Origin of the sequence: Cobetia sp. AM6, from assembly GCF_009617955.1 — a bacterium.
Lineage (GTDB): Bacteria > Pseudomonadota > Gammaproteobacteria > Pseudomonadales > Halomonadaceae > Cobetia > Cobetia amphilecti.
Genome location: NZ_AP021868.1, coordinates 2,881,796 through 2,908,542, shown reverse-complemented (window position 1 = coordinate 2,908,542; position 26,747 = coordinate 2,881,796). Strand labels below are relative to the sequence as shown.

The following is a 26,747-nucleotide window of genomic DNA, read 5'->3' as shown; positions in this document are numbered from 1 at the left end:
CGTCATCGAGCTCAAGCGCCACCACTCTCGTCCGGCGACTCGTCACCGGCGACATGCAGCGCGACCTCGTGCTGACGCATCAGGGTCAGGATGCTTTCCGGGGGCTGGATATCGGTGAAGAGCGCATCGAGCTGGCTCAGGTTGCCCTGGCGCACGACCGCATTGCGCTGGAACTTGGAGTGATCCGCGATCAGGAAGACCTGGCGTGAGTTGTGGATGATCGCCTGGGCGACACGCACTTCCTGATAGTCGAATTCCAGCAGCGAGCCATCTTCATCGATGCCGCTGATGCCGATAATCCCGAAGTCGACCTTGAACTGGTTGATGAAGTCGATGGTGGCCTCGCCGATGATGCCGCCATCGCGGGAACGCACCATGCCGCCGGCCACGATGACATTGAAATCCTCCTTGTGCTGGAGGATGGCCGCCACGTTCAGATTGTTGGTGATGACCTCAAGCCCGTGGTGATCACACAGCGCCTCGGCCACCATCTCGTTGCTGGTGCCGATGTTGATGAACAGCGAGGCGTGGTCAGGAATCTGCCTGGCCAGGGCGGCCGCCATGCGCCGCTTGGCGCCCAGGTTCAATGTCTTGCGGGTGCTGTAGGCGGTGCTGACGGTGCTGGACTCAAGCCCCGCGCCCCCGTGCACGCGCTTGAGCGCGCCGGCCTCGGACAGCTGATTGAGGTCGCGACGAATGGTCTGCGGCGTGACCTCGAAGTGACTGGCCAGCTGCTCGATGGAGGCATATCCCTGACGCGTGATCAGTTCGACAATGGCGCGATGGCGCTTTGGCTGCATCATCCTGCTCTCTTGTTGTCAGCGGCTGCGGAACGTGAGTTCACTTCATGTCAGCAAGTGCGCATCACGGTTGCCGTTGGGGAGTGGGGTCGTCCAGTGAGGGTACATCCTAATCCAACAGGGGGGCGTCAGTGCAATTTGACGAATGGCGTCAAGGTGTTGCGAAGCTGCAACAGGCCATGTCGGCGCAATGGACATGAGACCAAGGTACAATGATATTGATTGGTAATACGTTTGTGATAGCGCGCATTTGGCGCTAACGTTTGCAGCGATATTCGAAGACGAACATTTCGTGTTCGGTTGTGATGGTTCAAGAGGAAGTGTTCTCGCTGCGCCTGCCAAGCGCGATGAGGACAAAGCCAACCCGCTTTCTCCTGTCGCCCTCACATGATACCCGAGCCAATATAGTGAAGTACCGCAGTCTCCGCTGACGTGTACTCTCAGAAGCAGCCTCGAAGCCAAGGACAGTCATAATGTCTAGCCCCAAGCCAGAGAAAGACTCTCGCGTCGATGGACCCACGCGCATTCTCGCGATCGACCAGGGTACCACCAGCTCCCGCGCCATCCTGTTCGATCGTGAAGGGACGGTGACAGGTCTGGCCCAGGAAGAATTCCCGCAGCATTTCCCGGACAGCGGGTGGGTCGAGCACAACGTCGATGATATCTGGGGGTCGGTGAAGCGCACCGTGCGTCAGTCGCTGATCAACACCAATGTCGGCGCCGAGCAGGTGGCCGCCATCGGGATCACCAACCAGCGTGAGACCACCATCGTCTGGGACCGCGAGACCGGCGTGCCGGTCTACAACGCCATCGTCTGGCAGGACCGCCGTACCCACGAGTACTGTCGTGAGCTTTCCGATGCCGGTCATGGTGACATGATCCAGCAGAAGACCGGTCTGCTGATCGACCCGTATTTCTCCGCGACCAAGCTGCGCTGGATTCTCGAGAATGTCGAAGGCGTTCGCGCACGCGCCGAGAAGGGCGAGCTGGCCTTCGGTACCGTCGACAGCTATCTGATCTGGAAGCTGACCGCCGGCAAGCGTCACGTCACCGATGCCACCAACGCCTCGCGTACTTGCCTCTTCAACATCGTCGATCAGTGCTGGGACAGCGAGCTGCTGGAGCTGTTCGGTATCCCGGAAAGCCTGCTGCCGGAAGTGCTGGATTCCAGTGATGATTTCGGCACCACCGACCCGCAGCTGTTCGGTGCGGCGATGCCGATTCGCGGCGTGGCTGGCGATCAGCAGGCGGCGCTGGTCGGCCAGGCCTGTTTCACGCCCGGCATGAGCAAGAGCACCTACGGCACCGGCTGCTTCATGATCATGAACACCGGCGAGAAGATGGAGCTGTCCCGCAATCGTCTGCTGACCACGGTGGGCTATCGCCTCAATGGCAAGCCGACCTATGCCATGGAAGGCAGCATCTTCGTGGCGGGCGCAACCGTGCAGTGGCTGCGTGATGGCCTGAAGCTGTTCTCCGATGCCTCCGAGACCGAACCGCTGGCGCGTGCGGCCAAGGCCGACCACGGCGTCTACATGGTGCCGGCCTTCACTGGCCTGGGTGCGCCGCACTGGGATCCGCAGGCGCGTGGCGCGATTCTGGGGCTGACCCGTGGCACCGGCATCACCGATATCGTGGCAGCCGGCCTGCAGTCGGTGTGCTATCAGACGCGTGACCTGCAGGAGTGCATGCTGGATGACGTGGCCATCAACTGCGCGAATCTGCGCGTGGATGGCGGCATGGTCAGCAACAACTGGGTGATGCAGTTCCTGTCTGACATGCTGGGCGTGAAGGTGGATCGTCCGCGCGTGCTGGAAACCACGGCGCTGGGCGTCGCGTATCTGGCTGGCCTGCATATCGGCTGGTATGAAAGCCTGGATGAGATCAGCGAGCTGTGGCATTGCGAACGTACCTTCGCCCCGGAAATGGCGGAAGAGCAGCGTGAGCGCCTCTACGCCGGCTGGCTGGAAGCGGTGGAAAGAGTGAAAAGCGACGGAGGCCACTGAGCATGTGGACCGATGTCATGACAGGCGAGTTTCTCGGCTGTCTGTTCCTTATCCTGTTCGGCGGTGGCGTGGTCGCCAATGTGGTGTTGTCTGACACCAAGGGCAATGGTTCCGGCTGGATCGTGATCACCACCGGCTGGGGCTTTGCCGTGATGATCGGCGTATTCGTGGCCGTCTCGACCGGTTCGCCCCAGGCAGACCTCAATCCGGCGGTGACGCTGGCCAAGTATCTGCTCGGGGTGCATGCCACCCTCATGGATGTGGCGCGGCATGTCATCGCACAGATGCTCGGTTGTTTCGCCGGTGCCGTGATGGTGTGGCTGGCTTATCTGCCGCACTGGAAGCGCACCAGCGATGCTGGCCTCAAGCGGGCGGTGTTCTGCACGGACCCGGCAGTCGAGTGTCGTCTGGGCAACATGCTCAGCGAAGTGATCGGGACCGTGGTGCTGATCTTCGGTATCGGCGCCATCGTCGGTTCCGGCACCATCAGCGCTGGCCTGCTGCCGTATCTGGTCGGCATGCTGGTATGGGCCATCGGCCTCTCGCTGGGTGGCGCGACCGGTTATGCCATCAACCCGGCACGTGATCTGGGCCCGCGTATCGCGCACTCCTTGTTGCCGATCCACGGCAAGGGCGCCTCCGGCTGGGGGTATGCCTGGGTGCCGATCGCCGGCCCCCTGGCGGGGGCCTTGATCGCGGCCTCCATGTGGCATCTGCTGCTGTAACAAATCCTTGCCGCAATCCGCTGGAGCAGCCCCCTGCACCTGTGGCACTGTAGCCTGACTTCGCCCCGTCCCTCGACGGGGCGAAGTCATTTCGGGTCTCCGCCTTTTCTTGCCATCACCCGGCGATAGCACCACTCCATCGTCATGGGGCGCGTTCGTGCGGGCGAGAGGTGGCGGTAGACGACTGACAGGGGGCAAGTGGCGGAGGTCATCAAGATGTGGACTGACGTCATGACGGGCGAGTTTCTGGGCACTACCTTCATGATTCTGCTGGGAGGTGGCGTGGTCGCCAATGCGATGCTCAGGGGCACCAAGGGAGCGGGTTCCAGCTGGTTGATGATCAATGCCGGCTGGGGATTTGCCGTGATGGTCGGGGTGCTGGTCTCGACCTCGACAGGGTCGCCCTACGGCGATCTCAATCCGGCGGTGACGATCGCGAAATACCTGCTGGGCGTGCATACCGACGAGCTCAAGGTCGCCAGGATGATGCTGGCGGAGCTGCTCGGCTGCTTCATGGGGGCGGTACTGGTGTGGGCGGCCTATTACCCGCATTGGGAGGTGACCCGAGACCCGCTGCGCAAACGCGCGGTCTTCTGTACTGATCCGGCAGTGGCCAACAAGACGGCCAATGTCATCAGTGAAGCGATCGCGACGGTGGTGCTCATCTTCGCCATCGGCAGCATGGTTGACAGCGCGCTGATCACCGATCAGGCGCTGCCGTATCTGATCGGTGTGCTGGTCTGGGCGATCGGCCTGTCACTGGGTGGGCCGACCGGCAACGCGATGAACCCGGCGCGTGACCTGGCGCCGCGCATCGCGCATTGGGTGTTGCCGATTGCCGGCAAGGGCAGTTCGGGCTGGCAGTATGCCTGGGTGCCGATCGCCGGTCCCTTGCTGGGGGCCGTGTTGGCAGCTGTGCTGCGTCGGGTCTTCCTCTAGCAGTCGAGATGCTGCGGCCAGTCATTGTCGTGTCCGTGCGCTGCCAGCCAACCTTGTGCCATTCGGCAAGAGTGGCTGGCGGCGTAGGGCAGAACAGAACAGATCAGACCGGGTGAGTTCTTTTCAGGCCTGACCGCGATGACGTGCCTCGCTTGCGTGCCGCACGCGCGGCCGATCCGTGCCCGCTCTGTGTCCGTTCTTTTTACCTGATCATGGCAAGGCGGAATGGCGAGAAAATTTTTTATCATCAGGGGGTTGCATCAAAACGGGAGTTGCGTAGAATACGTCCTCGCTGACAGGGCAAAGCACTTCGCATCACACTGCTTCGCGTTTCAGCATGCTGACATAGGACCATAGCTCAGTTGGTTAGAGCGCCACGTTGACATCGTGGAGGTCGGCGGTTCAAATCCGCCTGGTCCTACCAGCATCGGCACTGATGGCAACATCGCGCCACTTGATTCAGGACCATAGCTCAGTTGGTTAGAGCGCCACGTTGACATCGTGGAGGTCGGCGGTTCAAATCCGCCTGGTCCTACCAAGCCGTTCCACGGTATGTTTCAAGTGTTCCTGTGTCATCTGCCACACTTCAGGACCATAGCTCAGTTGGTTAGAGCGCCACGTTGACATCGTGGAGGTCGGCGGTTCAAATCCGCCTGGTCCTACCAGATTCCAGAAAACGCCCGGCTCATCGAGTCGGGCGTTTTCGTGTGCGTGTCATGAAAATCTGCCGCGGGATTGGCGCGCGCCGCTCAGGCAAGCGTAGCGTCGAGGAATTCGCGTGCTTCCTTGAGGGCGGCATTGGCAGCGCTCAGCAGCGGGGCGAAGCCGACGAACACATGTGGCATGTCCGGCCACAGACTCAAGGTGACGGGTGAGCCGCAGTCCTGCGCCTGAGTGGCGTAGCGACGACTGTCGTCGAGCAGGATCTCCGCCTCGCCGCACTGGATCAGCGTCGGTGGTAGCTCAAACAGATTTCCCTCCAGCGGCGAGATGCGCGGGTCACTCATGTCGGTGCCGTCCTGCACATAGGCCATGCTCACGAAGGGCAGCAGGTTGGGGTCGAGGATCGGGTCCACCTCGGCCTTGCGCGACAGCGAGGCGCTGCCCCAGCTGAGGTCCGTGGCGGGCGAGAAGGCGATCACCGCATCCGGCAGCCGCTCGCCTGCGCTCTTGAGCGCATTCACGGCCGCCAACGTGAGGTTGCCGCCCGCACTGTCACCGGCCAGCAGCAGGTGGTCCTGCGGGTATTCGTCACACAGCCAGCGCCACGCGGCCAGCACGTCCTGCAGGCCGGCCGGGAAGGCGGCCTCGGGCGCGAGGCGATAATCCAGGGTGTAGGTCTCGGCGCGTGCCGCTCGCCCCAGACGGCTGGCCAGAGGACGATGGCCGGCAGGCGAGCCTGCGATCCAGCTGCCGCCATGCACATACAGCAGGCGACGCGGGCGCGCTGGTGCGTCATCGGGTGCCGGCAATACCTCACAGACACGCTCTCCCTCGCCACCCGGCACCATCGCGAGACGCGGTGTCACGCCGGTGTCGAGAATGCTGGCGTCGGCGGCGAAGTAAGCCTCAAGCAGGGTGCGCTTGGCACCAAGGTCATTGCCGGTGCGCGCCGTGAAGGCCTTGATACGCTCAAGATGCTTGATGACTCGCTCAAGGCCTGCATGCGCATCGTCATGATTTTGCAGCGAGGCCTCCGCGTGTGGGGGCGGCGAATCCGGGGAGGAGGGCGATGTAGAGGATGATGTGGAGGGCGAAGTAGAGTGCGGCGAGGGATGAGATGGCGACCGGGATGACATGTTTGGCTCCTGTCGGGGGCGAGAGCTCTTAACCTGTCATCTCGCACGGGGCTGTGCAAGGCCTGACAGGCCACAACGCAAACCGCCCGCCGTGCGAGTGGCGCGGCGGGCGGCAGAGCGTGATGCTGACGTTCAGGCTGTCTGTCAGGCGGGCGCTCAGTTTGTCAGGCAGGAACGCTGTCGAAGTCGCTGGAGGCGATGAAGATCTCGACCAGGCGCTCGATGCCGGCCTGATCCTCTTCGTCGAAGCGCTCGGGGCTCGGGCTGTCCAGGTCCAGCACACCCCACAGCACTTGCTGGCCGTCCTGCTCGATGAGCACCGGGATGACCAGCTCGCTGCGCGAGGCGGCGTCACAGGCGATATGGCCCGGGAAGGCGTGTACATCCGCGACACGCTGGGTGGTGCGCTCGGTGGCGGCGGCGCCACACACGCCCTTGGTGAAGGGAATCGGGTGGCAGGCCGGCTGACCCTGGAACGGCCCCAGGTGCAGGATCTGCGGCTGACGTTGTACATAGAAGCCTGCCCAGTTGAGGTTCTCCACCGTCATGTTGACGAAGGCGGCCGTCTGGGAGGCGTTGGTCAGCCAGTCGCGGGTATCGAGGATGGCATCCAGCTGGCGGGCCAGCAGTGAATAGTCGGGGCGAGTGGCCATGAGGGCTCCTGAGGGATAGGTAAGGTGGCGAGATGGCGCAGGAATGCGGTCGCGGGTCGCCTGTTTCAAGCGTGTCCTGCGCGTGTGTCTTCTCGTGCTGCGCCGGCTGCTGGGCGTGATGAGATGCGTGCATCCACCGGATGCAAAACGCCGACCAGTGGTCGGCGCTTTGCGTTCAGGCGTCTGTCAGTGACATGGGGTGAGGCTTACTTCCAGCCCGGCACCGCCGCGCCCTTGAACAGCTCTTCCGCCTTGGCTTCGACTTCCGGCGTCTGGTAGGCCTTGACCAGCTTCTGCACCTTCTCGCTGTCTTCATCGCCCTGACGCACGACGATCAGGTTGACGTACGGAGATTCGGCGCCTTCACGGATCAGCGCGTCTTCCGGCTTCAAGCCAGCCGGCTGGGCGAAGGTGTTGTTGATGAAGGCCAGGTCGACGTCCGGCAGGATACGCGGCAGCTGGGCAGCCTCGATTTCCTTGAACTGGTAGTCATGCGGGTTCTTGGCGACGTCGATCGGGGTCGCTTCGAGGTTGCTCTTGTCGGTCAGCTCGATCATGCCCAGGTCGTGCATCAGGATCAGGGAGCGGCCTTCGTTGGACGGATCGTTCGGCAGGGCGATGGTCGCGCCGTCCGGCAGTTCGCTGATGTCTGCGTACTTCTCGGAGTAGGCACCGATCGGGTACACGAAGGTCTTGCCGGCGCTGGCGAACTTGTAGCCACGCTCACGCACCATGGATTCCATGTACGGCTGGTGCTGGTAGGCGTTGGCGTCCAGAGAGCCATCGGCCAGAGCGGCGTTGGGAGACACGTAGTCGGTGAACTCGGTGATCTCGACGTTCAGGTCGTACTTTTCCTTGGCGATCTCGGCCGCGACCTTCATCACTTCGGTTTCCGGGCCTGCGACGGTACCCATCTTGAGGGTGTTCTCGTCGGACGCGTCGTTGCCGCAGCCTGCCAGCAGGGTGGCGCCGAGCAGGGTGGCAGCGCCGGCAAGGCGCAGCGGGGAAGAAAGCGTGGTCAGCATGTTGCGCATCGATGTTCTCCTTGTGATCCGACGTGACCGGCGGGGTCCGCGGGATGTTATGAGTGACGGCTCATGGTGATGAGCCGTCACGATACCGAAAGCCGTGTGATTTGTAGATCGAACGCCACTTCCAGATCAGTCGCTGCTCATGGAGCGACGCTTACTTGTGGTTCGACTTGCGCACCAGATGGTCGCCCAGGCTCTGGAAGCCCTGCACCATGACGACGAGGATGACCACGGTCACCAGCATCACCATCGGGTCGAAGCGGTTGTAGCCGTAGCGAATGCCGAGATCCCCCAGGCCGCCGCCACCGACGGTGCCGGCCATGGCGGAATAGCTGATCAGCGTCACCACGGTGATGGTCAGGCCATTGATGATGCCGCCGCGTGCTTCCGGTAGCAGTACCTTGGTGATGATCTGCATCGGCGTGGCGCCCATGGCCTGTGCGGCCTCGACCAGCCCGGGGCCGACTTCATTCAGCGCGCCTTCGATCAGGCGGGCGACGAAGGGAATCGAGGCGATGGTCAGCGGCACGATGGCGGCATTGGTGCCGATGGAGCTGCCCGCGATCAGGCGCGTCAGCGGGATGATCGCCACCATCAGGATGATGAACGGCACCGAGCGACCGATGTTGGTGATGATGCTCAGCACGCTGTTGAGTGCCGGGCGCGCGAGAATCTGGCCGGGGCGCGAGGTATAGAGTGCCACGCCCAGGGGAATGCCGAGTGCCGCGGAGATCAGGCCTGCCACCGCGACCATGTACAGGGTCTCGAGGGTGGAGGACAGGACGAGTTCAAGCAGTGCGGGTGACATGACCGAGCACCTCCACTTTCAGGTCGTGGGATTCGAGATAATCGAGCGCTTGCTGGGTCTGGCGGCTATCGCCCATCAGTTCGGCGATCATCAGGCCCAGGGTGCGGTCCTGGATGGATTCCACCTTGGCCTGCAGGATGCTGACATCCACCTGGCATTCACGTGCCAGACGGGAGATCAGCGGAGTGGAGACGGCGTCGCCGCTGAAGGCCAGGCGCACCACCGGGTGGGTGTGCGGGCCCGCGGTGGCTTCGAGGCGCTCGACCAGCGCGCGTGGCGGCTCAAGTTCCAGGAAGTCATTGAGGAACTCGCGGCCCAGGCGGGTCTGCGGTGCGGTGAAGAAATCGCCCACCGAGGCCACTTCCACCAGTTCACCACCGCTGATCAGGGCGACCTGATCACAGATGCTCTTGACCACTTCCATCTCGTGGGTGATCAGCAGGATCGTCAGGCCCAGCTTGGTGTTGATGTCCTTGAGCAGCTCAAGGATGGAGGCGGTGGTCTGCGGGTCGAGGGCCGAGGTGGCCTCATCACACAGCAGCACCTTGGGGCGGCTGGCCAAGGCGCGGGCGATGGCCACACGCTGTTTCTGGCCGCCGGACAGCTGGGCAGGATACTGGCCGGCCTTGTCGCTCAGGCCGGTCAGTTCCAGCAATGGCTCGACGCGCTTTCTGATCTCGTCCTTCGAGATGCCAGCCAGCTCCAGCGGCAGCGCCACATTGGCGAAGACCGTGCGTGAGGAGAGCAGATTGAAGTGCTGGAAGATCATGCCGATCTGGTGACGAGCGCTGCGCAGGGCGGACTCGTCGAGCTCGGTCAGTTCCTGGCCATCGACGACGACGCTACCGGCAGTGGGGCGTTCGAGTAGATTGACGCAGCGAATGAGGGTCGACTTGCCGGCACCGGACAGGCCGATGACACCGGTAATGGCGCCCTGAGGAACCGTGAGGCTGGCATCCTTGAGCGCGACCACGGCCTTGTCACCACTGCCGTAAGTCTTGGAGACGTTCTTGAGTGTGATCATGGGGGTCCGAGTGGTTAAGGCACCAACCGGATTGCGGGCGAAGGTCTGTAGAGGACAGAACGTTCTGCCGGCGTCTGCGCACATGGCAGACAGCGAAGAGGGGAGCGATCCAGTGGGGAGAAAAAAGACCACCCAAGACGGGTGGCCATCAACGCTGGACACACCCTTTTAGCAGAACTTGCACCCCGTGAGACCAGCTCTCGTGGTGGGCGCCCGCAATCCGGGTACAAATCGGCGCCAAACAGATTTGAGGCGCATTCTATCAGTCACCTTGGGGGTGTCAACGACTTTGGTCTTGCGCTGGGCGTTTATTCGAACTGTCGTTCGATATGGCAATTTGGCGATACGCCCTGTAAGCCATTTCTTACAAGGCTCTTGTCGTGACGCGGGTTTCAACAGGCATCGACGGCTTTCCTGTCTTGACGGTCAGTTGGGCATGAGTTGCGGCCCGCTCTGGCTACTCTGCGTTCGCGGTGGCAGTCGTGCTCATCTGTGGCGAGAGGCGGGTGGCAAAGGCGGCAACGGCGCGCACTCCCACGGCAGACAACGCCAGCATGTCGACGGCTAGTCCACCATGCTAGGATTTCGGCTGGGCATGCCGGTCATCTCGCTGCTGCATGCCGTCCCTTATTCACGGCTTCTCGACAGCAAGAAGCAGCAGTGCAAGGAAAGATCACGCATGTTCACGGGTATCGTACAAGGCATGGCGGAAGTGGTGGCCATTGAAGAACGCACTGACTTTCGCACGCATCAGGTCCGGTTGCCGGCGGGGCTGGAGGCGGGGCTGGAGCTGGGGGCCTCGGTGGCACACAACGGTTGCTGTCTGACCGTGACGGCGCTTGAGGGTCAACTGGCCAGCTTTGATCTGATGCGCGAGACGCTGCGTCTGACCAATCTGGGCGAGCTCGAGGTGGGCAGCGTCGTGAACGTGGAGCGAGCGGCACGCTTCGGCGACGAGATCGGCGGGCACTCGATGTCCGGGCACGTGATGGCGATGGTGACCATCGATGCCATCGAAGCCACTGCCGACAATCGTCGTATCTGGTTCCAGGCGCCGGCCGAGCTGATACGTTTTCTGTTCGACAAGGGCTATGTGGGACTTGACGGTGTCAGCCTGACGATCGGTGAGGTGCAGGGCACGCGCTTCTGCGTCAATCTGATTCCCGAGACGCTCGAGCGCACCCTGATGGGCGTGCGCGCTGTCGGTGATCAGGTCAACCTTGAAGTCGACCCGCAGACCCAGGCCATTGTCGAGACCGTCGAGCGGGTCATGGCCTCCCGTCTGGCATGAGGCTTGCAGGTCTGCAGCGGATCAACTCGCTGGCAGGACGCCAGAACTCGTCTGACTGGTCAGGAAATATGCCGGGAATGCTCGATTCGCTGCAGACCTTTGGGTACCATGTTGCGCCTTTCGATGCCCTGCCGCTGGCGGGGCATCGTGGTTCAGGCAGGCTGAACAGGGGAAAAGCTTCATCCGACGCCCTGTGCGGCATACCTGTCCGAGCGAGTTCGTCTTGATCTGCTGATTCTGACAATCACCGACCACTGCGCCTTGCCGGACAGGCACTGCTCAAGGATAGGGGCTACCTCAATGCTGGAACGTCTTTTCAAGCTCTCCGAGCACGGTACCAATGTGCGTACCGAAGTCATCGCAGGATTTACCTCCTTCCTCGCGATGGCCTATATCATCTTCGTGGCTCCCTCGATGCTGGCCTCCACCGGCATGGATCACGGTGCCGTGTTCGTCGCGACCTGTCTGGCGGCCGCCATCGGCTGTCTGGTCATGGGCCTTTACGCCAACTATCCGATCGCGCTGGCGCCGGGCATGGGGCTGACGGCCTTCTTCACCTATACGGTCGCCGGCCAGATGGGCGTGCCCTGGCAGGTCGCGCTGGGCGCGGTCTTCCTGTCCGGGGTGAGTTTCTTCCTGCTCTCCGCCTTCAAGATTCGCGAGTGGATCATCAATGCCATTCCCGCCTCGCTGAAGACCGGTATCGCCGCGGGCATCGGCCTGTTCATGGCGATCATCGCCCTGCAGGGCAGTGGCATCGTCGTCGACGCCCCGGGCACGCTGGTCACGCTGGGTGATCTGTCCTCGCCGGCGGCCATGTATGCATTGCTCTCGTTCTTTTTGATCGTCGCGCTGTCGTATCGGAAGGTGATCGGTGCGGTGATGATCGGCATACTGCTCGTCACTCTGCTGGCGACCCTGACCGGCAACAACGATTTCCACGGCTTTGCCTCGATGCCGCCGAGCATGCTGCCGACATTGGCGGAGCTCGATATCGCCGGCGCTTTCAACCTGGGCATGGTGTCGATCATCTTCGCCTTCCTGTTCGTCGATCTGTTCGACACCTCGGGCACGCTGATCGCCGTCTCCCAGCAGGCTGGCCTGACCAATGAACGTGGCCATCTGCCGCGCCTGGGACGGGCCTTGATGGCCGACTCCAGTGCCACCATGGTCGGCTCTGTCATGGGCACCTCGAACGTGACCAGCTACATCGAATCCGCCACCGGCGTAGCCGCCGGCGGGCGTACCGGCCTGACGGCCGTGGTCGTGGCCGGCCTGTTCCTCGTCAGCCTGTTCCTGTCGCCGCTGGCGACCTCGATTCCGGCCTTCGCCACTGCCGGTGCGCTGCTGTATGTCGCCTGCCTGATGACGGGCGGCCTGGCACGCATCGACTGGAACGACATTACTGAAGCGGCACCGGTGGTGATCGCCACCCTGGTGATGCCGCTGACCTACTCGATTGCCAACGGGATCGCGCTGGGCTTCATCAGCCACGCCGTGATCAAGCTGTTCTCCGGCCGTTATCGTGATCTGAGCCCGGGGCTGGTGATTCTCGCCATCCTGTTCGCCTGCAAATACCTGTTCCTCGACGGAGCCCTCTAATGAGCATCTACAGCGACTACATCAAGTCTGTCATCCGCACCGTGCCGGACTGGCCCCAGGAAGGCGTCAACTTCCGTGACATCACGCCGGTGCTGCAGAACTCCGCCGCGTTCCGCAAGCTGATCGACTCCTTCGTGCACCGCTATCAGGAGATGGAAATCGACGCCATCGCCGCCATCGATGCGCGTGGTTTCATCATCGGTGCTCCGCTGGCCTACGAGCTGGGCTGCAGCTTCGTGCCGGTGCGCAAGAAGGGCAAGCTGCCGTTCAAGACCATCAGCGAGACCTACTCGCTGGAATACGGTGAGTCCACCGTCGAGCTGCACTCCGATGCCTTCCGTGAAGGCGATCGCATCCTGGTGATGGATGACCTGATCGCCACTGGCGGCACCATGCTGGCGGCCTGCAAGCTGATCGAGCGCACCGGTGGTGTGGTCGTCGAGACGGCAGCCATCATCGATCTGCCGGAAATCGGCGGCTCCGCGCGCATTCGTGAAGAAGGCCACAGTGTCTTCGCGGCTTGCAGCTTCACCGAATCCGAGTAATGCCGGCTTGACGCGATGGCCCTGTCTTCTGGCAGGGCCATCGTCGTTGCTGCGGGCAGCGAATCTGAGGCCCTTGTCCGCGCTCTGGCGTGGCTGAGTGGATCTTCCCCTTGTGCGGTGGCGCGCCAGCCACCATGCTTTCCTTCTGTTTCGTCATTGCGAGTGACCCACATGTCTTCCGAACGCTACCACGACCACTTCATCGTCTCCTGGGACCAGCTGCACCGTGATGTGCGTGCGCTATGTCACGACCTCAGCGGTCGCGACTTCAAGGGCATCATCGCCATCACCCGCGGTGGCCTGATTCCGGCCGGCCTGATCGCCCGCGAGCTGGGTATCCGCCACATCGATACCGTGTGCATCAAAAGCTATCACGACCACATGGAGCAGGGTGGTCTGGAAGTGGTCAAGGGCGTCGACCACGACGGTGACGGCTGGCTGCTGGTCGATGATCTGGTCGACACCGGCAACACCGCACGTGCGGTGCGTGACATGCTGCCCAAGGCGCACTTCGTGACCGTCTATGCCAAGCCGGAAGGGCGTCCGCTGGTCGATGGCTTCATCACCGAAGTGCCGCAGAACTGCTGGATCCAGTTCCCGTGGGACATGGGCATCGCCTACGTCGAGCCGATCGCCGAGCAGCTCAAGAAGCAAGAGAGCGATAGCTGACATGCCGTTGGAGACTGCCGCGACTGGCCGCTCCGAGGTGTTGCCTGCCGATTGGCAGGCGCATCTTGGCCAAGAGTTTCAGGCTGACTACATGCAGCGCCTGCGCGACTTTCTGCGCGCCGAGAAAGATGCTGGCAAGGTCATCTATCCGCACTCCGATGACTGGTTTCGTGCCTTCTGGCTGACGCCGCTCTCCAACGTCAAGGTCGTGATCCTCGGGCAGGACCCGTATCACGGCCCGGGCCAGGCGCACGGACTGTGCTTCTCGGTACGCCCCGGCGTACGCCCGCCGCCTTCGCTGAAGAACATCTACAAGGAACTGGCCACCGATGTCGGCGTCGAACCCGTCGATCACGGCTTCCTTGAAAGCTGGGCGAAGCAGGGCGTCTTGCTGCTCAACAGCGTGCTGACCGTCGAGCAGGGCAAGGCCGCCTCGCATCAGAAGCAGGGGTGGGAGCAATTCACCGACCGCGCCATCGACGTGATCAATCAGCACTGTCAGGGTGTCGTCTTCCTGCTCTGGGGCAGTCATGCCCAGAAGAAGGCCCGTGCTGTGGACACCCAGAAGCACCTGGTGCTCCACGCGCCGCACCCATCCCCCCTCGCAGCGCACCGCGGTTTCTTCGGCTCTCGCCACTTCTCGCAAGCCAACGTCTGGCTGGAAGCGCGTGGGGAAAAGCCGATCGACTGGCAGTTGCCTACCAGTGAGTAAATATCATCCCTAGAACGTCATCACGGACGGAGCAGACCATGTCTACATTGGAAGTCGATGGAGTTTTCTGCATCAGTCTTGTCGAGCGAAAAGATCGACGTCAAATGCTGCTTGAAGAGTTTGCGCCATTAGGCCTTGATATAGAGTTCTACCTCGCTGAACGCGACTCTGAAGACCCTGAGCGAGGTTGCTATGAGTCACACCAAGCCTGTGCGGCCATGGCCATCGAACGAGGTTATGAAAGAGTCTTAATCTTGGAAGATGATGCGACGTTACTTAACTTTAAACATGAAGTGATACGTCGGGCTAATTCTTTTTTAAAACTCAAGCAGCCTGAGATTTTATATCTCGGAGGCATGCTGGGGCGTATGTGGTTGATCCCCTTTCCTAATATTGTACGTGCGCGCCTAACAGGCACACACGCATATATACTTTCACGACAAGGGTGCAAGAATCTGGTAAGGAAAAAGTTTTCTGGCACTCCGATCGATACGCATTATTGTAATGTAGTGAAGTCTTATTCAGTTTATCCAATGCTTTCGGCTCAACAGCCAGAAGATGAGGTGAAAAGCGATATCGTTGAGAATCGCGTCAAGAGAAAAGGGGGGGCTAGTGTTAAAGACAAGCGTTATTGGGATAATAATTTCTCGAAACAGCCTAGTGCACTAAAAAGAGACATCTGGCGTACCCTGTGTATGCGATGGCTGTAAATGTACAGTGATCTTTCTGTTTTATTATCCCGGATATAAATCTGCAGATTTCTGATAATCCGGGATAAGTATATCGATTAATTGAGGTTATGCTGAGTATCCTAGTTTGCTTGAAATTTCTCTCACTCTTGACATGATGTAGATCGATTGCTCGTTGCTCAATATTTTTTTCCATCCATCTCTGTTTGGTTTAATTGATTGGCTTACTTGCTCTTCACGAACCTTCATGTTTCTTTTTTGAGAGGTTTTATTGTATATTGTATCTTCTGTTTCTAGAATGCTGCTTTCATAGTCATAGCCCAAGAAACGAAGCGTAGTCTTGAGAGTCTTTTCTGGTTCTTCTGTAAGTTCTTCGTATTTTACAAATAAAACATTTTTTTTGTTCCGTAGTTCAAGTGCCTTACTATTGTCGTAGATCCACCTATCAATACAATATTCTATATCTCCAAAGCGTTTGTAAAGTGAGGCTATTGTGTCCAGAGGGTTTCGAGTCATGACGATGAATTTATTTTTTGTTAATACCTTTTGCACACGTTCATAGGAATAAATATGTTTTGGTGTTTTTTCCAGAATACAGCTGTGACCATAAAACTCGGCAAAATAATCCCACTCACGTAGAATGGCCTTGATGGATGAAAGTGAATGACGTCCCTGAGATAATACGCCAGTTTCTCTACCAATCCCGAGTATAGCTGTATGGTTGCTCAGCTTCGCAGCCATTAGCGTTGTTCCACTATGGCCGCAACCAGCTACAAAGGTAAATAATGTATCAGTTGCCAAAGGTTTGGCGAATGCTGTTGGTAATGAGTTATAAGCTCGCTTTGCGTAGTGTTCAATGTACTTGCTTGTTTTTACCTTATGTTTAACAAGGCTTTTGATAATCATCTCTTACTCGACTATGTTATAGAGGGTTAATGAAGTTATAAGTCGTTGTTGGTTTTTGCTACTACTTTCTTCTCTTCCGAATTCTAGTTTTGGCTTACAATAATTGCGAAGTAAGCTTGTTGTGGATGAAAAAAATGCTGGCCAATCCAGATGTTGTGCCGCTTCTATGTATATTGAGAACCAATGATACGCTTTTGAGCTTTTGTATAGTGATCAAGAAACGAAACTCCTCTAGTGGCGCCCCTTGAAAGAGCGCCATGATTTACCTTTGTGAATGAGCCTTGATCAAGGGCTTACTCATATTCCTTCTTTTATGATATAAAAATATTTTCTGAAGAGACAAGTAATGCTTGAGAGATTTATATAAGTTTCTTTTGGGTTTTTGTGTGTTTAACGGCCAAGGGGTTTTGGCGCGATAGAAAAAATATACGTCTCTAAGTGGATGTAATGTGTGTTTATCCCAAGGCTTGCTGTTTTTCCCCATGTAGTGGATAACATTAGGGGCCTGTATGGATTCTACAAACTCATGTTTTGGGCGATGTTGCTCTGCCAACCGCTTTTCAATGATTTTATAGGCTGGGCGCTGTGCATTCCAGGTAATGGGTAGTTTTGTCCACTGCCCTTCTATGATTTTATTTAGAGAAGACTGCTCAGGATATAGGCACAGCTCAGGATGCTTGCGTAAGAAAGATAATGCTTTTTTACCGATGTTTTTCTTTCGCCATTGATTCATATTGATAAGCATTAGGCCGCAATTGAAGTAATCTCCTTTCTGTAATCCCAGGGACTTATAAGGGGATCGACCGATGTTTTCAACAGCCGCAATAGTATAGTCATCCATCGTTACATGCTTTGTTATTTGCAGGATATCGGATACGACTACAGTATCGCAATCAATGCAGAGAATGTCAGTGATATCTTCGCTAATGACTTCGTCAAGGTATAGTCTGAAATAAATGGATAGACCATAGCGTTTGACTTCTAGGCCTTCGAACTTTTCCTCATCAAGATACACATATTCTACTGCAGCTCCCTTAGATTTTATCATCTTGTTGAGGCGGCTGATGGTTAGAGATGACAACCCTCCGTCACCGATAATAAAATTCAGCATTTGAGGAGTACGACAATTTGAAATTATCGATACGATTGTTGTCGCAAGATGAGGTGCGTAGTTTTCATCACAGGAAATAAAAATATTAAACATGGTAAGGTGCTCTGTTATTAAACCCGGGCATCATATCATGAATGCATAAGTACATTCTACCATTGGAAAGGAAATGAAATTCATTTTGCTTACATTCTTTTTCCTCGATTTGCCTCTATATTGCTGTGTCATCAATGTTTTACTAGAGAAATATTATGTGGTGTTGCGAACGGTTTCCATATCGCAGGCATTTGGTGAAAAATAAATGCATATTTATCCATATACCCAAGGTGGCTGGTACTTCTATTTTGGCTGCTTTAGGTAAGCAAAAAGATAAGGGGAGAGATCATGTGTCATGGCAAAGTTATAAAAAGTCGGATAAGAAACGCTTCAGCTCATATTACAAATTCTCGTTTGTCAGAAATCCCTACGATCGTGCCCTGTCAGCGTATCGCTATATATTAAGTGGTGGCAATCAAGGCAAGCAGGATCTCGCCATCGCCAAGGAGATGGCAGAGTATTCAGATTTTGATGATTTTGTCGCACGTGGTTTGTGGCAAGGCGCTTTTCGTAGTCACCTCCTGTTTCTCTCGCAGTCTTCTTTTGTCATGGATGGAAACGAGACCTTGATGGTGGATTTTCTGGGGCATTTCGAAACCCTGGACAAGGATTTCCAGCAGGTTGCCAACAAGCTGGGCATCAGCGGCGAGATTGCACATCGCAACAAGGGAAGTGTCGAGGCGGGGGCCGGCATGACAGCGGCGACCCGCGAGAAGCTGGCCATTCTCTATGCACAGGATTTCGTCAACTTCGGTTACACGCCTTGAATGAGTGGCAGGCGGGAGGTCGCCAGTCCATTTGCGGCGCTTCCTCCGCTGTAACCTGAAGGCGAGAGCCTTAACTTGTAAGCTTGCTTCCGCTAGAATGCGCTCAATTTACCAGCCTCCCCGCTGCTATCGTCCGAGCCGGCGGGGGTAGTGCTGCGTATCGTTTGCACCATCTTCTGTCCCAAGAGGTATTTCCATGAGCGTCCATGCCATCAATCATCCGCTGGTCCAGCACAAGCTCGGCCTGATGCGTGCAGCAGGCATCAGCACCAAGAGCTTCCGTGAGCTGGCCAGTGAGGTCGCCAAGCTGTTGACCTATGAGGCAACCCAGGACCTGGAGCTGGAAACTACCACCATTGATGCCTGGAGCGGCAACGAGCTGGATGTCCAGACCATCAAGGGCAAGAAAGTGACCATCGTCCCGATCCTGCGCGCCGGCCTGGGCATGCTGGATGGCGTGACGGACCTGATTCCCCCGGCACGCATCAGCGTCGTGGGTCTGTACCGTGATGAAGAGACGCTGGAGCCGGTACCGTATTTCGAGAAGTTCGTGTCAGATCTCGACGAGCGTCTGGCCATCGTGATCGACCCGATGCTGGCGACCGGCGGCTCCATGATTGCCACACTGGACATGCTCAAGGCCAAGGGTTGCCAGCAGATCAAGGTCATCGTGCTGGTCGCGGCGCCTGAGGGGATTGCCAAGGTGCAGGAATCCTACCCGGACATCGAGATCTACACCGCCTCCGTCGATGACCGCCTCGACGAGAACGGTTACATCGTGCCGGGTCTCGGCGATGCCGGTGACAAGATCTTCGGCACGCGCTGAGCGCCGCCAGAGATGACAACGCCCTGCGTATCTGCGCGGGGCGTTTTTGTATCTGTCTGACCTGTCTGAGCAGTCAGGATCAGGCGGTTGACTCCTCCGCCCGTGAAAAGAAGTGCTGCCATGTCGTCTTCATCACCGTCCTCTGATACCTCCTCTCCCCATGCGTCGTCTGCCCATGTCCCCTTGCCGGAACAGGAAGGGTTCTCGCTGACGACTCTCGTCACCGGTGCGCAGATGCTGTTCGTCGCCTTTGGTGCGCTGGTGCTGGTTCCGCTGCTGACCGGGCTTGATCCCAACGTCGCCCTGTTCACGGCCGGTGTCGGCACCCTGGTCTTCCAGTGCGTGACCAAGGCCAGCGTGCCGGTCTTCCTCGCCTCATCGTTTGCCTTCATTGCGCCCATCCAGAGCTCGGTCGCGAACTTCGGCATTCCTGCCACCATGGGCGGTTTGTTCGTCGCGGGCCTGGTCTATGTGCTGCTGGCGCAATGCATTCGCCTCAAGGGGGTCGGCATCGTGCATCGTCTGCTGCCGGCCGTCGTGGTCGGTCCGGTGATCATGGTCATCGGCCTGGCACTGGCACCGACGGCGGTGCAGATGGCCACCGGCGAATTCAGCGACAACATCTCGCATGCCCAGGCGCTGACATTGTCATTGGTCAGTCTTGGCGTGACGCTGGTGCTGTCGATCTTCGGGCGTGGCATGTTGCGTCTGGTACCGATCCTCGGCGGTATCCTGACGGGGTATGGGCTGGGGCTGGTGATGGGAGTGATCGATCTCTCGCCGGTGCATGCCGCTAAGTGGCTGGCGCTGCCAAGCTTCACTGCGCCGACCTTCGAATTTTCCGCCATTCTGTTCATGATTCCCGTCGCCATCGCGCCTGCCGTCGAGCACATCGGCGACATGGTGGCGATCGGCTCGGTGACACGGCGCGATTACCTGAAGAAGCCGGGACTGCATCGCACGCTGCTCGGCGACGGCCTGGCGACGTCGGCGGCGTCACTGTTCGGTGGTCCGCCCAATACCACCTATTCCGAAGTGACCGGCGCGGTCATGCTGACTCGCAACTTCAATCCGTGCGTGATGACGGTCGCGGCCTGTGTCGCAATTTCGCTGGCCTTCATCGGCAAGGTCGGCGCCGTGCTGCAGACGATCCCCACGCCAGTGATGGGCGGCATCATGTGCCTGCTGTTCGGCTCGATCGCGGTGGTCGGCATGAACACGCTGGTGCGCGCGGGGGATTCACTGACCGCACCGCGCAATCTGGTGATCGCCTCCTTGATCCTAGTGTTCGGGATCGGTGGCATGCAGGTCGGTGGTGGTCAGTTCACGCTGCAGGGCGTGAGTCTGGCCGCCATTCTGGGCATCGTGCTCAACCTGATTCTGCCGCCGGCGAAAGAGGGAGAATGATTACCATTTGATGAGTGGTGGCAGGGAACATTTCCGCGAATGACGGTTCAGATAAATGCAACTCTCCTGTGCTGAGTGACTGGCACATGTGAGTTGCATTTTTCGTTTTCCCACCAGACGCCAGCTATCGTTTTCGCATGTCTTGCACGCGACACAAAGCGGTACTGGCGGACATTCGAAGGAGTGATGCTTGCGTACCCTGGTCGTAGTGAGAAGCCTGAAAATGGGCGGCATGGAGCGAGTGGCGGTCAATCTTGCCGACAGTCTGGCCGCGAATGACCACGAGACGCATATGGTCATCTGGCGCGGTCGTGATCAGGTGCTGGAGCCGCAGGATGCCAGCGTCCAGCAGCACATCGTGCCGATTCAGCAGCGCGTCCAGCGTTCCGTCGGCGGCGCCCTGACGACACTGGCGTCACGTCTGGTGCTCAATCCCGTCATCCGCCGCTCCAATTTCGTGTGGGTCGGCAAGGCCGGTGGCGAGGAATTCGCCGTTTGGCTCAAGGAATTCGAGCAGAAACACGGCAAGGTTGACCGCATCATCTTCCGTGGCCTGGGAACCTTCGAGCAGGTGTGGGGCTTCAAGGATTCCCGTGCACGTTACGTGCTGGAAAATCGCGTCAACTTTAGCGGCCCGCAGTGGAAGCAGCGCATGTTTGCCCGCTGCCTGCTGGAGGACAAGCATCTGGTGGCGGTGTCCGAGGATGTGGCGCAAGGGGCTCGTGACATTGCTCGCCAGCATGGGGTGACGCCGGCGCATATCGAGACGATCGTCAATGCCTGTCCGATCACCCGGATCCGCGAGCAGGCCGCCATGGATGAGCCGGATATCCCGGCTGAACCCTTCATTCTCAATGTGGCGCGTCTGGTGCCGCAGAAAGATCACGCCCTGTTGCTCGAGGCTTATGCCCTGGCCAATCCGAAGGAGCCGCTGGTGATCGTGGGGGCAGGCAATTGCCGTGAAGCCCTGGAAACCCAGGCTGAAAGGCTTGGCATCGCCGAGCGGGTAATCTTCGCCGGTCAGCGTGACAACCCCTATGCCTGGATGCGTGCCGCCAAGCTATTCGTGCTCAGCTCGCGTGTCGAGGGCATGGGTATCGTGCTGATGGAGGCGCTGGCCTGCGGCACACCGGTGGTATCGGTGGATTGCCGTGGTGGAATACGCGAGATCCTCAAGGGCGAGCTGGAACACGCCATCGCGCCGCATTCCGCCGAAGGCCTCGCGCGACGCATGAACGAGTTGTTGGCAGAGGAGGGCTATCCGGTTCGCGAGGAATGGTTGGCAGATTTCTGTCCGCACACCATGGTGGAGCGTTTCCTGGCCGAGCCGGCCACCAATGATCCATGGGATGAGGCGCGCGAGCAGTCGCCTGATGCTGCGGGCCAGCCTCACTCCCGCGCTGCAAGAGGCTAGCGACGCGCTTCGCGCCCACTCGGTCGAGCTGGCTTGGGGCTTACTGGTCAAGGGCGTGCTGGCCAGGGCCGAGCTGGCAGGGCCGAGCAGCTCTCGAGCGAATGCCGGCCTAGCGACTCTGTGCGATGCATAGCCACTGGCAGTCTGGGGCCTCGGCAGCGTCGGAGGTCCCGTGGTAGGTAATTTCACCGCTGGCGGCTTGCGAAGTCTCAGGCTTGCGCCAATGCAGTTGATAGCGCTCCCCGGCATGCAGTCGCGCAGCATCACCGCATTCGAGAAGTGCCTCCTGGCAGGCCGCCGTCGCGGGGAACTCGATACACAGTGCGCCGTGCGTCACCAGCACCAGGCTGTCATGCGCGGCCTGCAGATAGGCGCTGCACCCCGGTGCGAGGCTGCCCAGCTCGATCTGGGGCTCTGGCGATGTCTGCCGGGATTGATCAATGCGTCGCAGCGTGAGTCCCGGTCCACAGCCCGCGATCGCCTCATGCTCGCTGGCACGCAGGATGCGTGGTGGTTCGACGGGTATCTCATCGCTGAAGAAGTCGCTCAGCGAGATCGGAAATACCTCGAGAATCTTGTTCAGCGAGCTGACGGAAGGGCTGACCGCGTCCTGCTCGACCTGCGAGATGGTCGAATTGGTCACCTGGGCGCGCTTGGCCAGTTCACGCTGCGAGAGGCCATGACGCGTGCGCAGTTCGCGCAGCCGCTTGCCCAGCGTGCGAGACGCTGCCATTTCCTCGTCTGCCATTTTTTCGTCGTCAGTGGGCTGATCTGCCTTGCCGGCAGTGAGAGGTTCGGGGGCAGTAGGGGAGCTATCGTGCGACATCAGTGGTGCCTGATTGAGTGAGCATGCGCGCAGGCTAGCACGCGGGTGGGAGTGCGTGGCAGTGCGCCTCGTCACGCCCGGGTGAGTTCATCAGCCGCGTGTGGCTCAAGGCGAGCGACTGCTGCCCCCGGCGCTGAGCGTCTCGAGCAGATGGCGCCCTTGATCATCCTCATGATGCCGGCGTGCGATGCACGGCAGCCACAGGCAGAAGGTGGCGCCGCCACCCGGCGTATCTTCCAGCCATAGCCTGCCTCCCAGCTGGGTGATCAAGCCCGATGAGACCGACAGGCCGATGCCCGAGCCATTGGCGCGCGTGGTGAAGAAGGGCGTGAAGATGCGCGACTTCAGGTGCTCGGGCACTCCAGCGCCGTGATCGATGACGCGTATCTCGACTCCCGCCACGGGGGCGAGCTCCGCTGTTGGCGCTGGCACTGAGGCTGACGCTGGTGCTGAGATTGACGTATCCGGACGACTGTTTGGCTCGCCGTTCATCACGGCCAGCGCTGCATCACGATCACGGCTGGTGATGCACAGCGTATCCGGCGCAGGCGCCATCTCGATGGCGTTGATCAGCAGATTGACCAGCACCTGGGTCAGTTGCGCGCGATCGGCCTCGATCAAGCGGGTCGCCGCCAACTCATGCTGCAATTGATGGCCGTGATGATCCAGCGCGTGCCTGACCAGCACCTCGACACTGTGGATCGCCTCGTCGGGATGAATCTGGCTGAGGTGAGGCGCGCCGAGTGACGGTGTCAGTGAGTTGCCGTCGCCAATGTCGTTGGAGGCGAGAGGATCGCGTGCGTACTGACGCAGGTTGTCGACCAGCGCGCGAATGCGCTCGACCTGATGGATGATGGTGGCGATTTCCTCGCGCACCGGCTCGGCCTGTTCACCGAGTATCACCTCGATCAACTCGACATGGCCGAGAATCACCGCGGCGGGGTTGTTGATCTCGTGGCCGATACCCGCCGTCAGCTCGCCCAACGCCGCCAGTTTCTCGCGGGTCAGCAGGCGCGCACGCGCTTCGCGCAGCAGGCGGACGTGCTCCTCCAGCGCCTGACTGCGTTCGCGCAGCGTGGCGGTCTGGGCGCTCAGGTCGCGAGTGCGATCCTCCACCTGGGCTTCCAGCGTCTGGGCCGCGAGCTGTATCTCGTGGCGGTGCGCTTCCAGTCGCGCCAGCATGGCGTCGAATTCCTCGGCCAGTTCATCCAGCTCATCACCGTGCCGCTGCGCCGGCCCAAGAGAGGACAGCGGACCTATGCGCAAGCCCTCCTGTGAGGGGGTATCACGCACCGCATGCACCACACGGCGAATCTGGCGGATCGGCTGCATCAGGCGCTCGATGCTGCTCCACACCAGCAACACCCCCAACAGACTGACCGCGATCAGCACCAGGCTGATATGTGTCAGTGTCTCGCGATAGAGCCGCGCGTAGGGCGCCTGCGGGTAGCCTGCGTAGATCATGCCGATCCGCTGGCCATCCAGGGAATCCAGCGGGGCATAGGCGGCCACGAACCAGTCATGAACCACGAAGGCACGATTGATATAGCGCTCGCCATTGCCGATCACCTGACGCTTCACCTCCAGCGAGGCACGCGTGCCCAGTGCACGCTCGCCGCTGGCGTCGGTGACATTGGTGGCGATGCGGACATCATCGAGAAACAGGGTGATGGTGCCGGTGCCATCTTCCGGCAGGGTGCCGGGGCCATAGAGCAGATCGCGGATCTCATCGACCAGACGCGGATCACGGTTGAGAAGGCGGCCTGCATCCAGCGCGCCCAGCAGCTTGCCCTCGCCATCGAGGATGGGCACCAGCGCCCGCAGTAGCATGCCGCGGGTTTCCTCGCGGCGGGCACTGGGTTGTGCGTAGGGCGTCTGGCGCAGCGCAAGGCGCGCACGCTCGGCAAGCGCTGGATCCAGCGTCGCCAGTGAGTCGCTGGACAGCATGTCGAGGCCATCCAGGCTTTCGCCGCGCGCCAGTTGCGGAATCAGCGCGGCGACGCCGGGCGTCTGGCGCAACTGGTCGGTGGGCAGCCAGCGCAGCCAGTCGGCATTGAGAGTGTCCCGCATGGTATCCAGGCGCGGCACCAGGCGTGGCAACAGCTGCGCGGTCTGCTCATCGGGTGCCACCAGCTGGCGCAGGTTACGACGCATCGCCTCCAGGCCATCACGCAGGCGCTGATGCTGGCTCTGCAGCGTGCGGCTGGCGACATCAAGATCGCTGCGTACGTTCATGTACAGCTGGCGGTCGGTATAGGCCGTGGTCCAGTAGGCGGTCAGGCCGACCAGCGCCAGCATCAGCGCCAGCAGTGGCGCCAGTGTCAGCAGCAGCAGCCTGCGCCGCAGCGAACCGGCGAAGTAATGGCGCAGGCGCTTGATCATGCGCTGCCGTCGGCTCCGTAGGGAGCGGCGGACGAGGTGGCGGGGGCGGGTTGATCGCTCTCAGTACCAATCTCAGTGCCACTCTCAGTGGCATTTTCAGCGCCGCTGTCCTCACTGATTTGCTGCTCGGCGCGCCAGGTGGTCAGTTTGCGATCCAGTGTCTTGCGCGAGATGCCTAGCTGGCGGGCGGCGGCTGACTTGTTGTTGGCATGTCGCTCCAGTACCGCGCACAGATGGGCCTTTTCCACCGCATCCAATGACCACTCGAGCGGATAGCCGCTGCTGGTGGCCTCTTCCTCGATGGAGGTGGTCGCGTCTCCGCTGTCATCCCATGCCGGGTGGCCAGATGCCTGTTCAGCCTGACTGTCGGCCGGCAGGGTATCGCCGGGCAGGCGGCCGAGCAGCAAGGCGCGCTCGATGACGTTCTTGAGTTCCCGCACATTGCCGGGCCAGGAATAGTGGCACAGGCGAGTGAGATCAGAATGCTGCCAGGGCACGGCGGGGAGGTTGAGCTCACGCGACAGCTGACGCGAGAAGTGCTGGGCCAGCGCCGGGATGTCTTCCGGGCGCTCGCGCAGGGCAGGCAGTGTCAGGCTCAGCACGTTGAGGCGATAGTAGAGGTCTTCGCGGAAGCGGCCCGCGGCCACTTCCGTCTCCAGCGTGCGGTGGGTGGCGGCCACGATACGCACGTCCACTGCCTGTTCCTGCTCGCCGCCGACGGGGCGCACGCGGCGCGTCTCCAGCACTCGCAACAGCTTGGCCTGCATCGCCAGGGGCATCTCGCCGATTTCATCCAGGAACAGCGTGCCGCCATCGGCGAAGCTGAACAGGCCATCACGGCCTCGATGCGCGCCGGTGAAGGCCCCCTTGAGGTGGCCGAACAGCTCGCTCTCCAACAGCTCCGGGCTGATGGCGCCGCAGTTGACCGGCACGAAGGCGCCGCGCCGACCGGACAGGCGATGCAGATCACGCGCCGCCAGCTCCTTGCCGGTGCCGGACTCCCCCAGAATCAGCACCGGCGAGGGCGCAGGGGCAACGCGCGCGATGATATGCGCCAGCTCCTGCATGGCAGGGCTCTCGCCCTTGAGGCTGGCCTCTTCCTGCTGATGGCGGGCATTGTCGCGACGGAGCAGGAAGTTTTCCCGCGTCAGCTGGCGGCGCTCAAGGCAGCGGTCCAGCGCGGCCTGCAACTGTTCGAGACGAAACGGCTTGATGATGAAATCACAGGCCCCGGCCCGCAGTGCGCGCACAGCTGTCTCGAGATCGGCGTAGGCCGTCATGAAGATGACATCGCTGACCGAAGAGGGCGCAAGCGCCTCATCCCAATCCAGGCCATCGCGCCCCGGCAGGCGAATGTCGAGCAGGATGAGGTCGAAGTGCAGGCGCGAGCGCAGGGCTTCGGCCTGCTCGACACTCTCGGCGCATTCGATCAGCGCGAAGCGCGAGGACAGTGCCTTCTCCAGATAGCGGCGCATGCCGGGCTCGTCATCGACGATCAGTACCGAGGCGGTGGGGAGGGGGTCGCTGCCGCTACGCCGGGTCTCACGGGGTGTGGAGGGGGCGTGGGCAGTCATGGCGTTCCTCGGGTCAACAGGGCAGTAATGGTCGCAGGGGAGATCATCTCTATCATGCGGGCATTGTGGCGTGCTGCTCACTGGTAATCTAGCGCTGGATGCCACATTGCTGCCTCTTTCTGCTTACGCTTGCCACAGGCCGGGCCTT

At 60.1% G+C, this 26,747-nt stretch carries 24 protein-coding genes and 3 tRNA genes; 16 read left to right on the top strand and 11 right to left on the bottom strand.

The genetic code is table 11. The features are described from left to right. Window positions 1–11: 11 nt before the first annotated feature. Window positions 12–803 carry a DeoR/GlpR family transcriptional regulator gene (locus CLAM6_RS12240; protein WP_153636253.1) on the bottom strand — a complete coding sequence of 264 codons (792 nt, stop codon included), beginning with the start codon at window positions 801–803 and terminating at the stop codon, window positions 12–14. 470 nt (window positions 804–1,273) lie between these two features. On the opposite strand from CLAM6_RS12240, the gene glpK reads away from it, so the two are divergent. From glpK to CLAM6_RS12210, 6 genes are all read left to right on the top strand, one after another. Continuing rightward, complete coding sequence (glpK, locus tag CLAM6_RS12235) at window positions 1,274–2,806, top strand: glycerol kinase GlpK (RefSeq protein WP_052384799.1); 1,533 nt, start codon at window positions 1,274–1,276, stop codon at window positions 2,804–2,806. A 2-nt stretch (window positions 2,807–2,808) separates the two neighbouring features. Next, window positions 2,809–3,531, top strand: a complete 723-nt coding sequence (locus CLAM6_RS12230) for an MIP/aquaporin family protein (RefSeq protein ID WP_052384798.1) — start codon at window positions 2,809–2,811, stop codon at window positions 3,529–3,531. Between the two features lie 216 nt (window positions 3,532–3,747). Beyond that, on the top strand, window positions 3,748–4,470 hold the full coding sequence (locus tag CLAM6_RS12225) for an MIP/aquaporin family protein (protein ID WP_082388956.1): 723 nt from the start codon (window positions 3,748–3,750) through the stop codon (window positions 4,468–4,470). A gap of 347 nt (window positions 4,471–4,817) precedes the next feature. Then, window positions 4,818–4,894: transfer RNA gene (locus CLAM6_RS12220), tRNA-Val, on the top strand. Between the two features lie 37 nt (window positions 4,895–4,931). Beyond that, window positions 4,932–5,008, top strand: a tRNA-Val gene (locus tag CLAM6_RS12215). Window positions 5,009–5,058: 50 nt separating this feature from the next. Further along, window positions 5,059–5,135, top strand: a tRNA-Val gene (locus CLAM6_RS12210). A gap of 84 nt (window positions 5,136–5,219) precedes the next feature. On the opposite strand, the gene CLAM6_RS12205 is transcribed toward CLAM6_RS12210, so the two are convergent. The 5 genes from CLAM6_RS12205 to CLAM6_RS12185 form a co-directional block, all read right to left on the bottom strand. Next, on the bottom strand, window positions 5,220–6,269 hold the full coding sequence (locus CLAM6_RS12205; protein ID WP_153636252.1) for an alpha/beta hydrolase: 1,050 nt from the start codon (window positions 6,267–6,269) through the stop codon (window positions 5,220–5,222). 164 nt (window positions 6,270–6,433) lie between these two features. Beyond that, the gene (locus CLAM6_RS12200) at window positions 6,434–6,922 is read right to left on the bottom strand and encodes a GAF domain-containing protein (RefSeq protein ID WP_131432461.1); all 489 of its coding nucleotides are present in this window, start codon (window positions 6,920–6,922) and stop codon (window positions 6,434–6,436) included. Between the two features lie 206 nt (window positions 6,923–7,128). Then, window positions 7,129–7,947 (bottom strand): MetQ/NlpA family ABC transporter substrate-binding protein, encoded by an 819-nt coding sequence (locus CLAM6_RS12195; protein WP_153636936.1) that lies wholly within the window; start codon window positions 7,945–7,947, stop codon window positions 7,129–7,131. A gap of 160 nt (window positions 7,948–8,107) precedes the next feature. Then, a complete protein-coding gene (locus CLAM6_RS12190; protein WP_107336314.1) occupies window positions 8,108–8,761 on the bottom strand; it encodes a methionine ABC transporter permease in 654 nt (217 codons plus the stop codon). Next, on the bottom strand, window positions 8,742–9,785 hold the full coding sequence (locus CLAM6_RS12185; RefSeq protein ID WP_107336315.1) for a methionine ABC transporter ATP-binding protein: 1,044 nt from the start codon (window positions 9,783–9,785) through the stop codon (window positions 8,742–8,744). The genes CLAM6_RS12190 and CLAM6_RS12185 overlap by 20 nt, the downstream gene beginning before the upstream one ends. A gap of 679 nt (window positions 9,786–10,464) precedes the next feature. Between CLAM6_RS12185 and CLAM6_RS12180 the strand changes: the two genes are divergently transcribed. The 6 genes from CLAM6_RS12180 to CLAM6_RS12155 all read left to right on the top strand — a co-directional run bounded on the left by CLAM6_RS12180 (window position 10,465) and on the right by CLAM6_RS12155 (window position 15,314). Next, complete coding sequence (locus CLAM6_RS12180) at window positions 10,465–11,076, top strand: riboflavin synthase subunit alpha (RefSeq protein WP_153636935.1); 612 nt, start codon at window positions 10,465–10,467, stop codon at window positions 11,074–11,076. A 300-nt stretch (window positions 11,077–11,376) separates the two neighbouring features. Beyond that, the gene (locus tag CLAM6_RS12175) at window positions 11,377–12,678 is read left to right on the top strand and encodes an NCS2 family permease (RefSeq protein WP_153636251.1); all 1,302 of its coding nucleotides are present in this window, start codon (window positions 11,377–11,379) and stop codon (window positions 12,676–12,678) included. Beyond that, window positions 12,678–13,223, top strand: coding sequence for an adenine phosphoribosyltransferase (locus CLAM6_RS12170; protein WP_043335609.1), 546 nt, complete (start codon window positions 12,678–12,680; stop codon window positions 13,221–13,223). Before CLAM6_RS12175 ends, CLAM6_RS12170 begins: the two co-directional genes overlap by 1 nt. A gap of 171 nt (window positions 13,224–13,394) precedes the next feature. Then, window positions 13,395–13,892, top strand: coding sequence for a xanthine phosphoribosyltransferase (gpt, locus tag CLAM6_RS12165; RefSeq protein WP_043335607.1), 498 nt, complete (start codon window positions 13,395–13,397; stop codon window positions 13,890–13,892). A 1-nt stretch (window position 13,893) separates the two neighbouring features. After that, entirely contained in the window at window positions 13,894–14,604 is a 711-nt protein-coding gene (ung, locus tag CLAM6_RS12160) for a uracil-DNA glycosylase (protein WP_153636250.1), read from the top strand. 38 nt (window positions 14,605–14,642) lie between these two features. Beyond that, a complete protein-coding gene (locus tag CLAM6_RS12155) occupies window positions 14,643–15,314 on the top strand; it encodes a glycosyltransferase family 25 protein (protein ID WP_153636249.1) in 672 nt (223 codons plus the stop codon). Between the two features lie 87 nt (window positions 15,315–15,401). On the opposite strand, the gene CLAM6_RS12150 is transcribed toward CLAM6_RS12155, so the two are convergent. Beyond that, complete coding sequence (locus CLAM6_RS12150; protein WP_153636248.1) at window positions 15,402–16,199, bottom strand: sulfotransferase family protein; 798 nt, start codon at window positions 16,197–16,199, stop codon at window positions 15,402–15,404. Window positions 16,200–16,461: 262 nt separating this feature from the next. After that, complete coding sequence (locus tag CLAM6_RS12145) at window positions 16,462–17,403, bottom strand: glycosyltransferase family 8 protein (RefSeq protein WP_153636247.1); 942 nt, start codon at window positions 17,401–17,403, stop codon at window positions 16,462–16,464. A 194-nt stretch (window positions 17,404–17,597) separates the two neighbouring features. On the opposite strand from CLAM6_RS12145, the gene CLAM6_RS12140 reads away from it, so the two are divergent. From CLAM6_RS12140 to CLAM6_RS12125, 4 genes are all read left to right on the top strand, one after another. After that, window positions 17,598–18,170: a sulfotransferase family 2 domain-containing protein gene (locus CLAM6_RS12140; protein ID WP_172978705.1), complete on the top strand. Its 573-nt coding sequence runs from the start codon at window positions 17,598–17,600 to the stop codon at window positions 18,168–18,170. Between the two features lie 196 nt (window positions 18,171–18,366). After that, a complete protein-coding gene (gene upp, locus CLAM6_RS12135) occupies window positions 18,367–18,996 on the top strand; it encodes a uracil phosphoribosyltransferase (RefSeq protein ID WP_043335602.1) in 630 nt (209 codons plus the stop codon). A 120-nt stretch (window positions 18,997–19,116) separates the two neighbouring features. After that, on the top strand, window positions 19,117–20,403 hold the full coding sequence (locus CLAM6_RS12130) for a uracil-xanthine permease family protein (protein ID WP_153636245.1): 1,287 nt from the start codon (window positions 19,117–19,119) through the stop codon (window positions 20,401–20,403). A gap of 190 nt (window positions 20,404–20,593) precedes the next feature. Next, entirely contained in the window at window positions 20,594–21,817 is a 1,224-nt protein-coding gene (locus tag CLAM6_RS12125) for a glycosyltransferase (protein ID WP_242007670.1), read from the top strand. A 109-nt stretch (window positions 21,818–21,926) separates the two neighbouring features. Here CLAM6_RS12125 and CLAM6_RS12120 read toward each other — a convergent pair whose 3' ends face one another. The 3 genes from CLAM6_RS12120 to CLAM6_RS12110 all read right to left on the bottom strand — a co-directional run bounded on the left by CLAM6_RS12120 (window position 21,927) and on the right by CLAM6_RS12110 (window position 26,599). Next, window positions 21,927–22,565 (bottom strand): helix-turn-helix domain-containing protein, encoded by a 639-nt coding sequence (locus CLAM6_RS12120; RefSeq protein WP_242007669.1) that lies wholly within the window; start codon window positions 22,563–22,565, stop codon window positions 21,927–21,929. Between the two features lie 183 nt (window positions 22,566–22,748). Further along, the gene (locus CLAM6_RS12115; protein ID WP_153636244.1) at window positions 22,749–25,025 is read right to left on the bottom strand and encodes a cache domain-containing protein; all 2,277 of its coding nucleotides are present in this window, start codon (window positions 25,023–25,025) and stop codon (window positions 22,749–22,751) included. Then, window positions 25,022–26,599: a sigma-54-dependent transcriptional regulator gene (locus CLAM6_RS12110; RefSeq protein ID WP_153636243.1), complete on the bottom strand. Its 1,578-nt coding sequence runs from the start codon at window positions 26,597–26,599 to the stop codon at window positions 25,022–25,024. Before CLAM6_RS12110 ends, CLAM6_RS12115 begins: the two co-directional genes overlap by 4 nt. Between the last annotated feature and the right edge of the window lie 148 nt (window positions 26,600–26,747).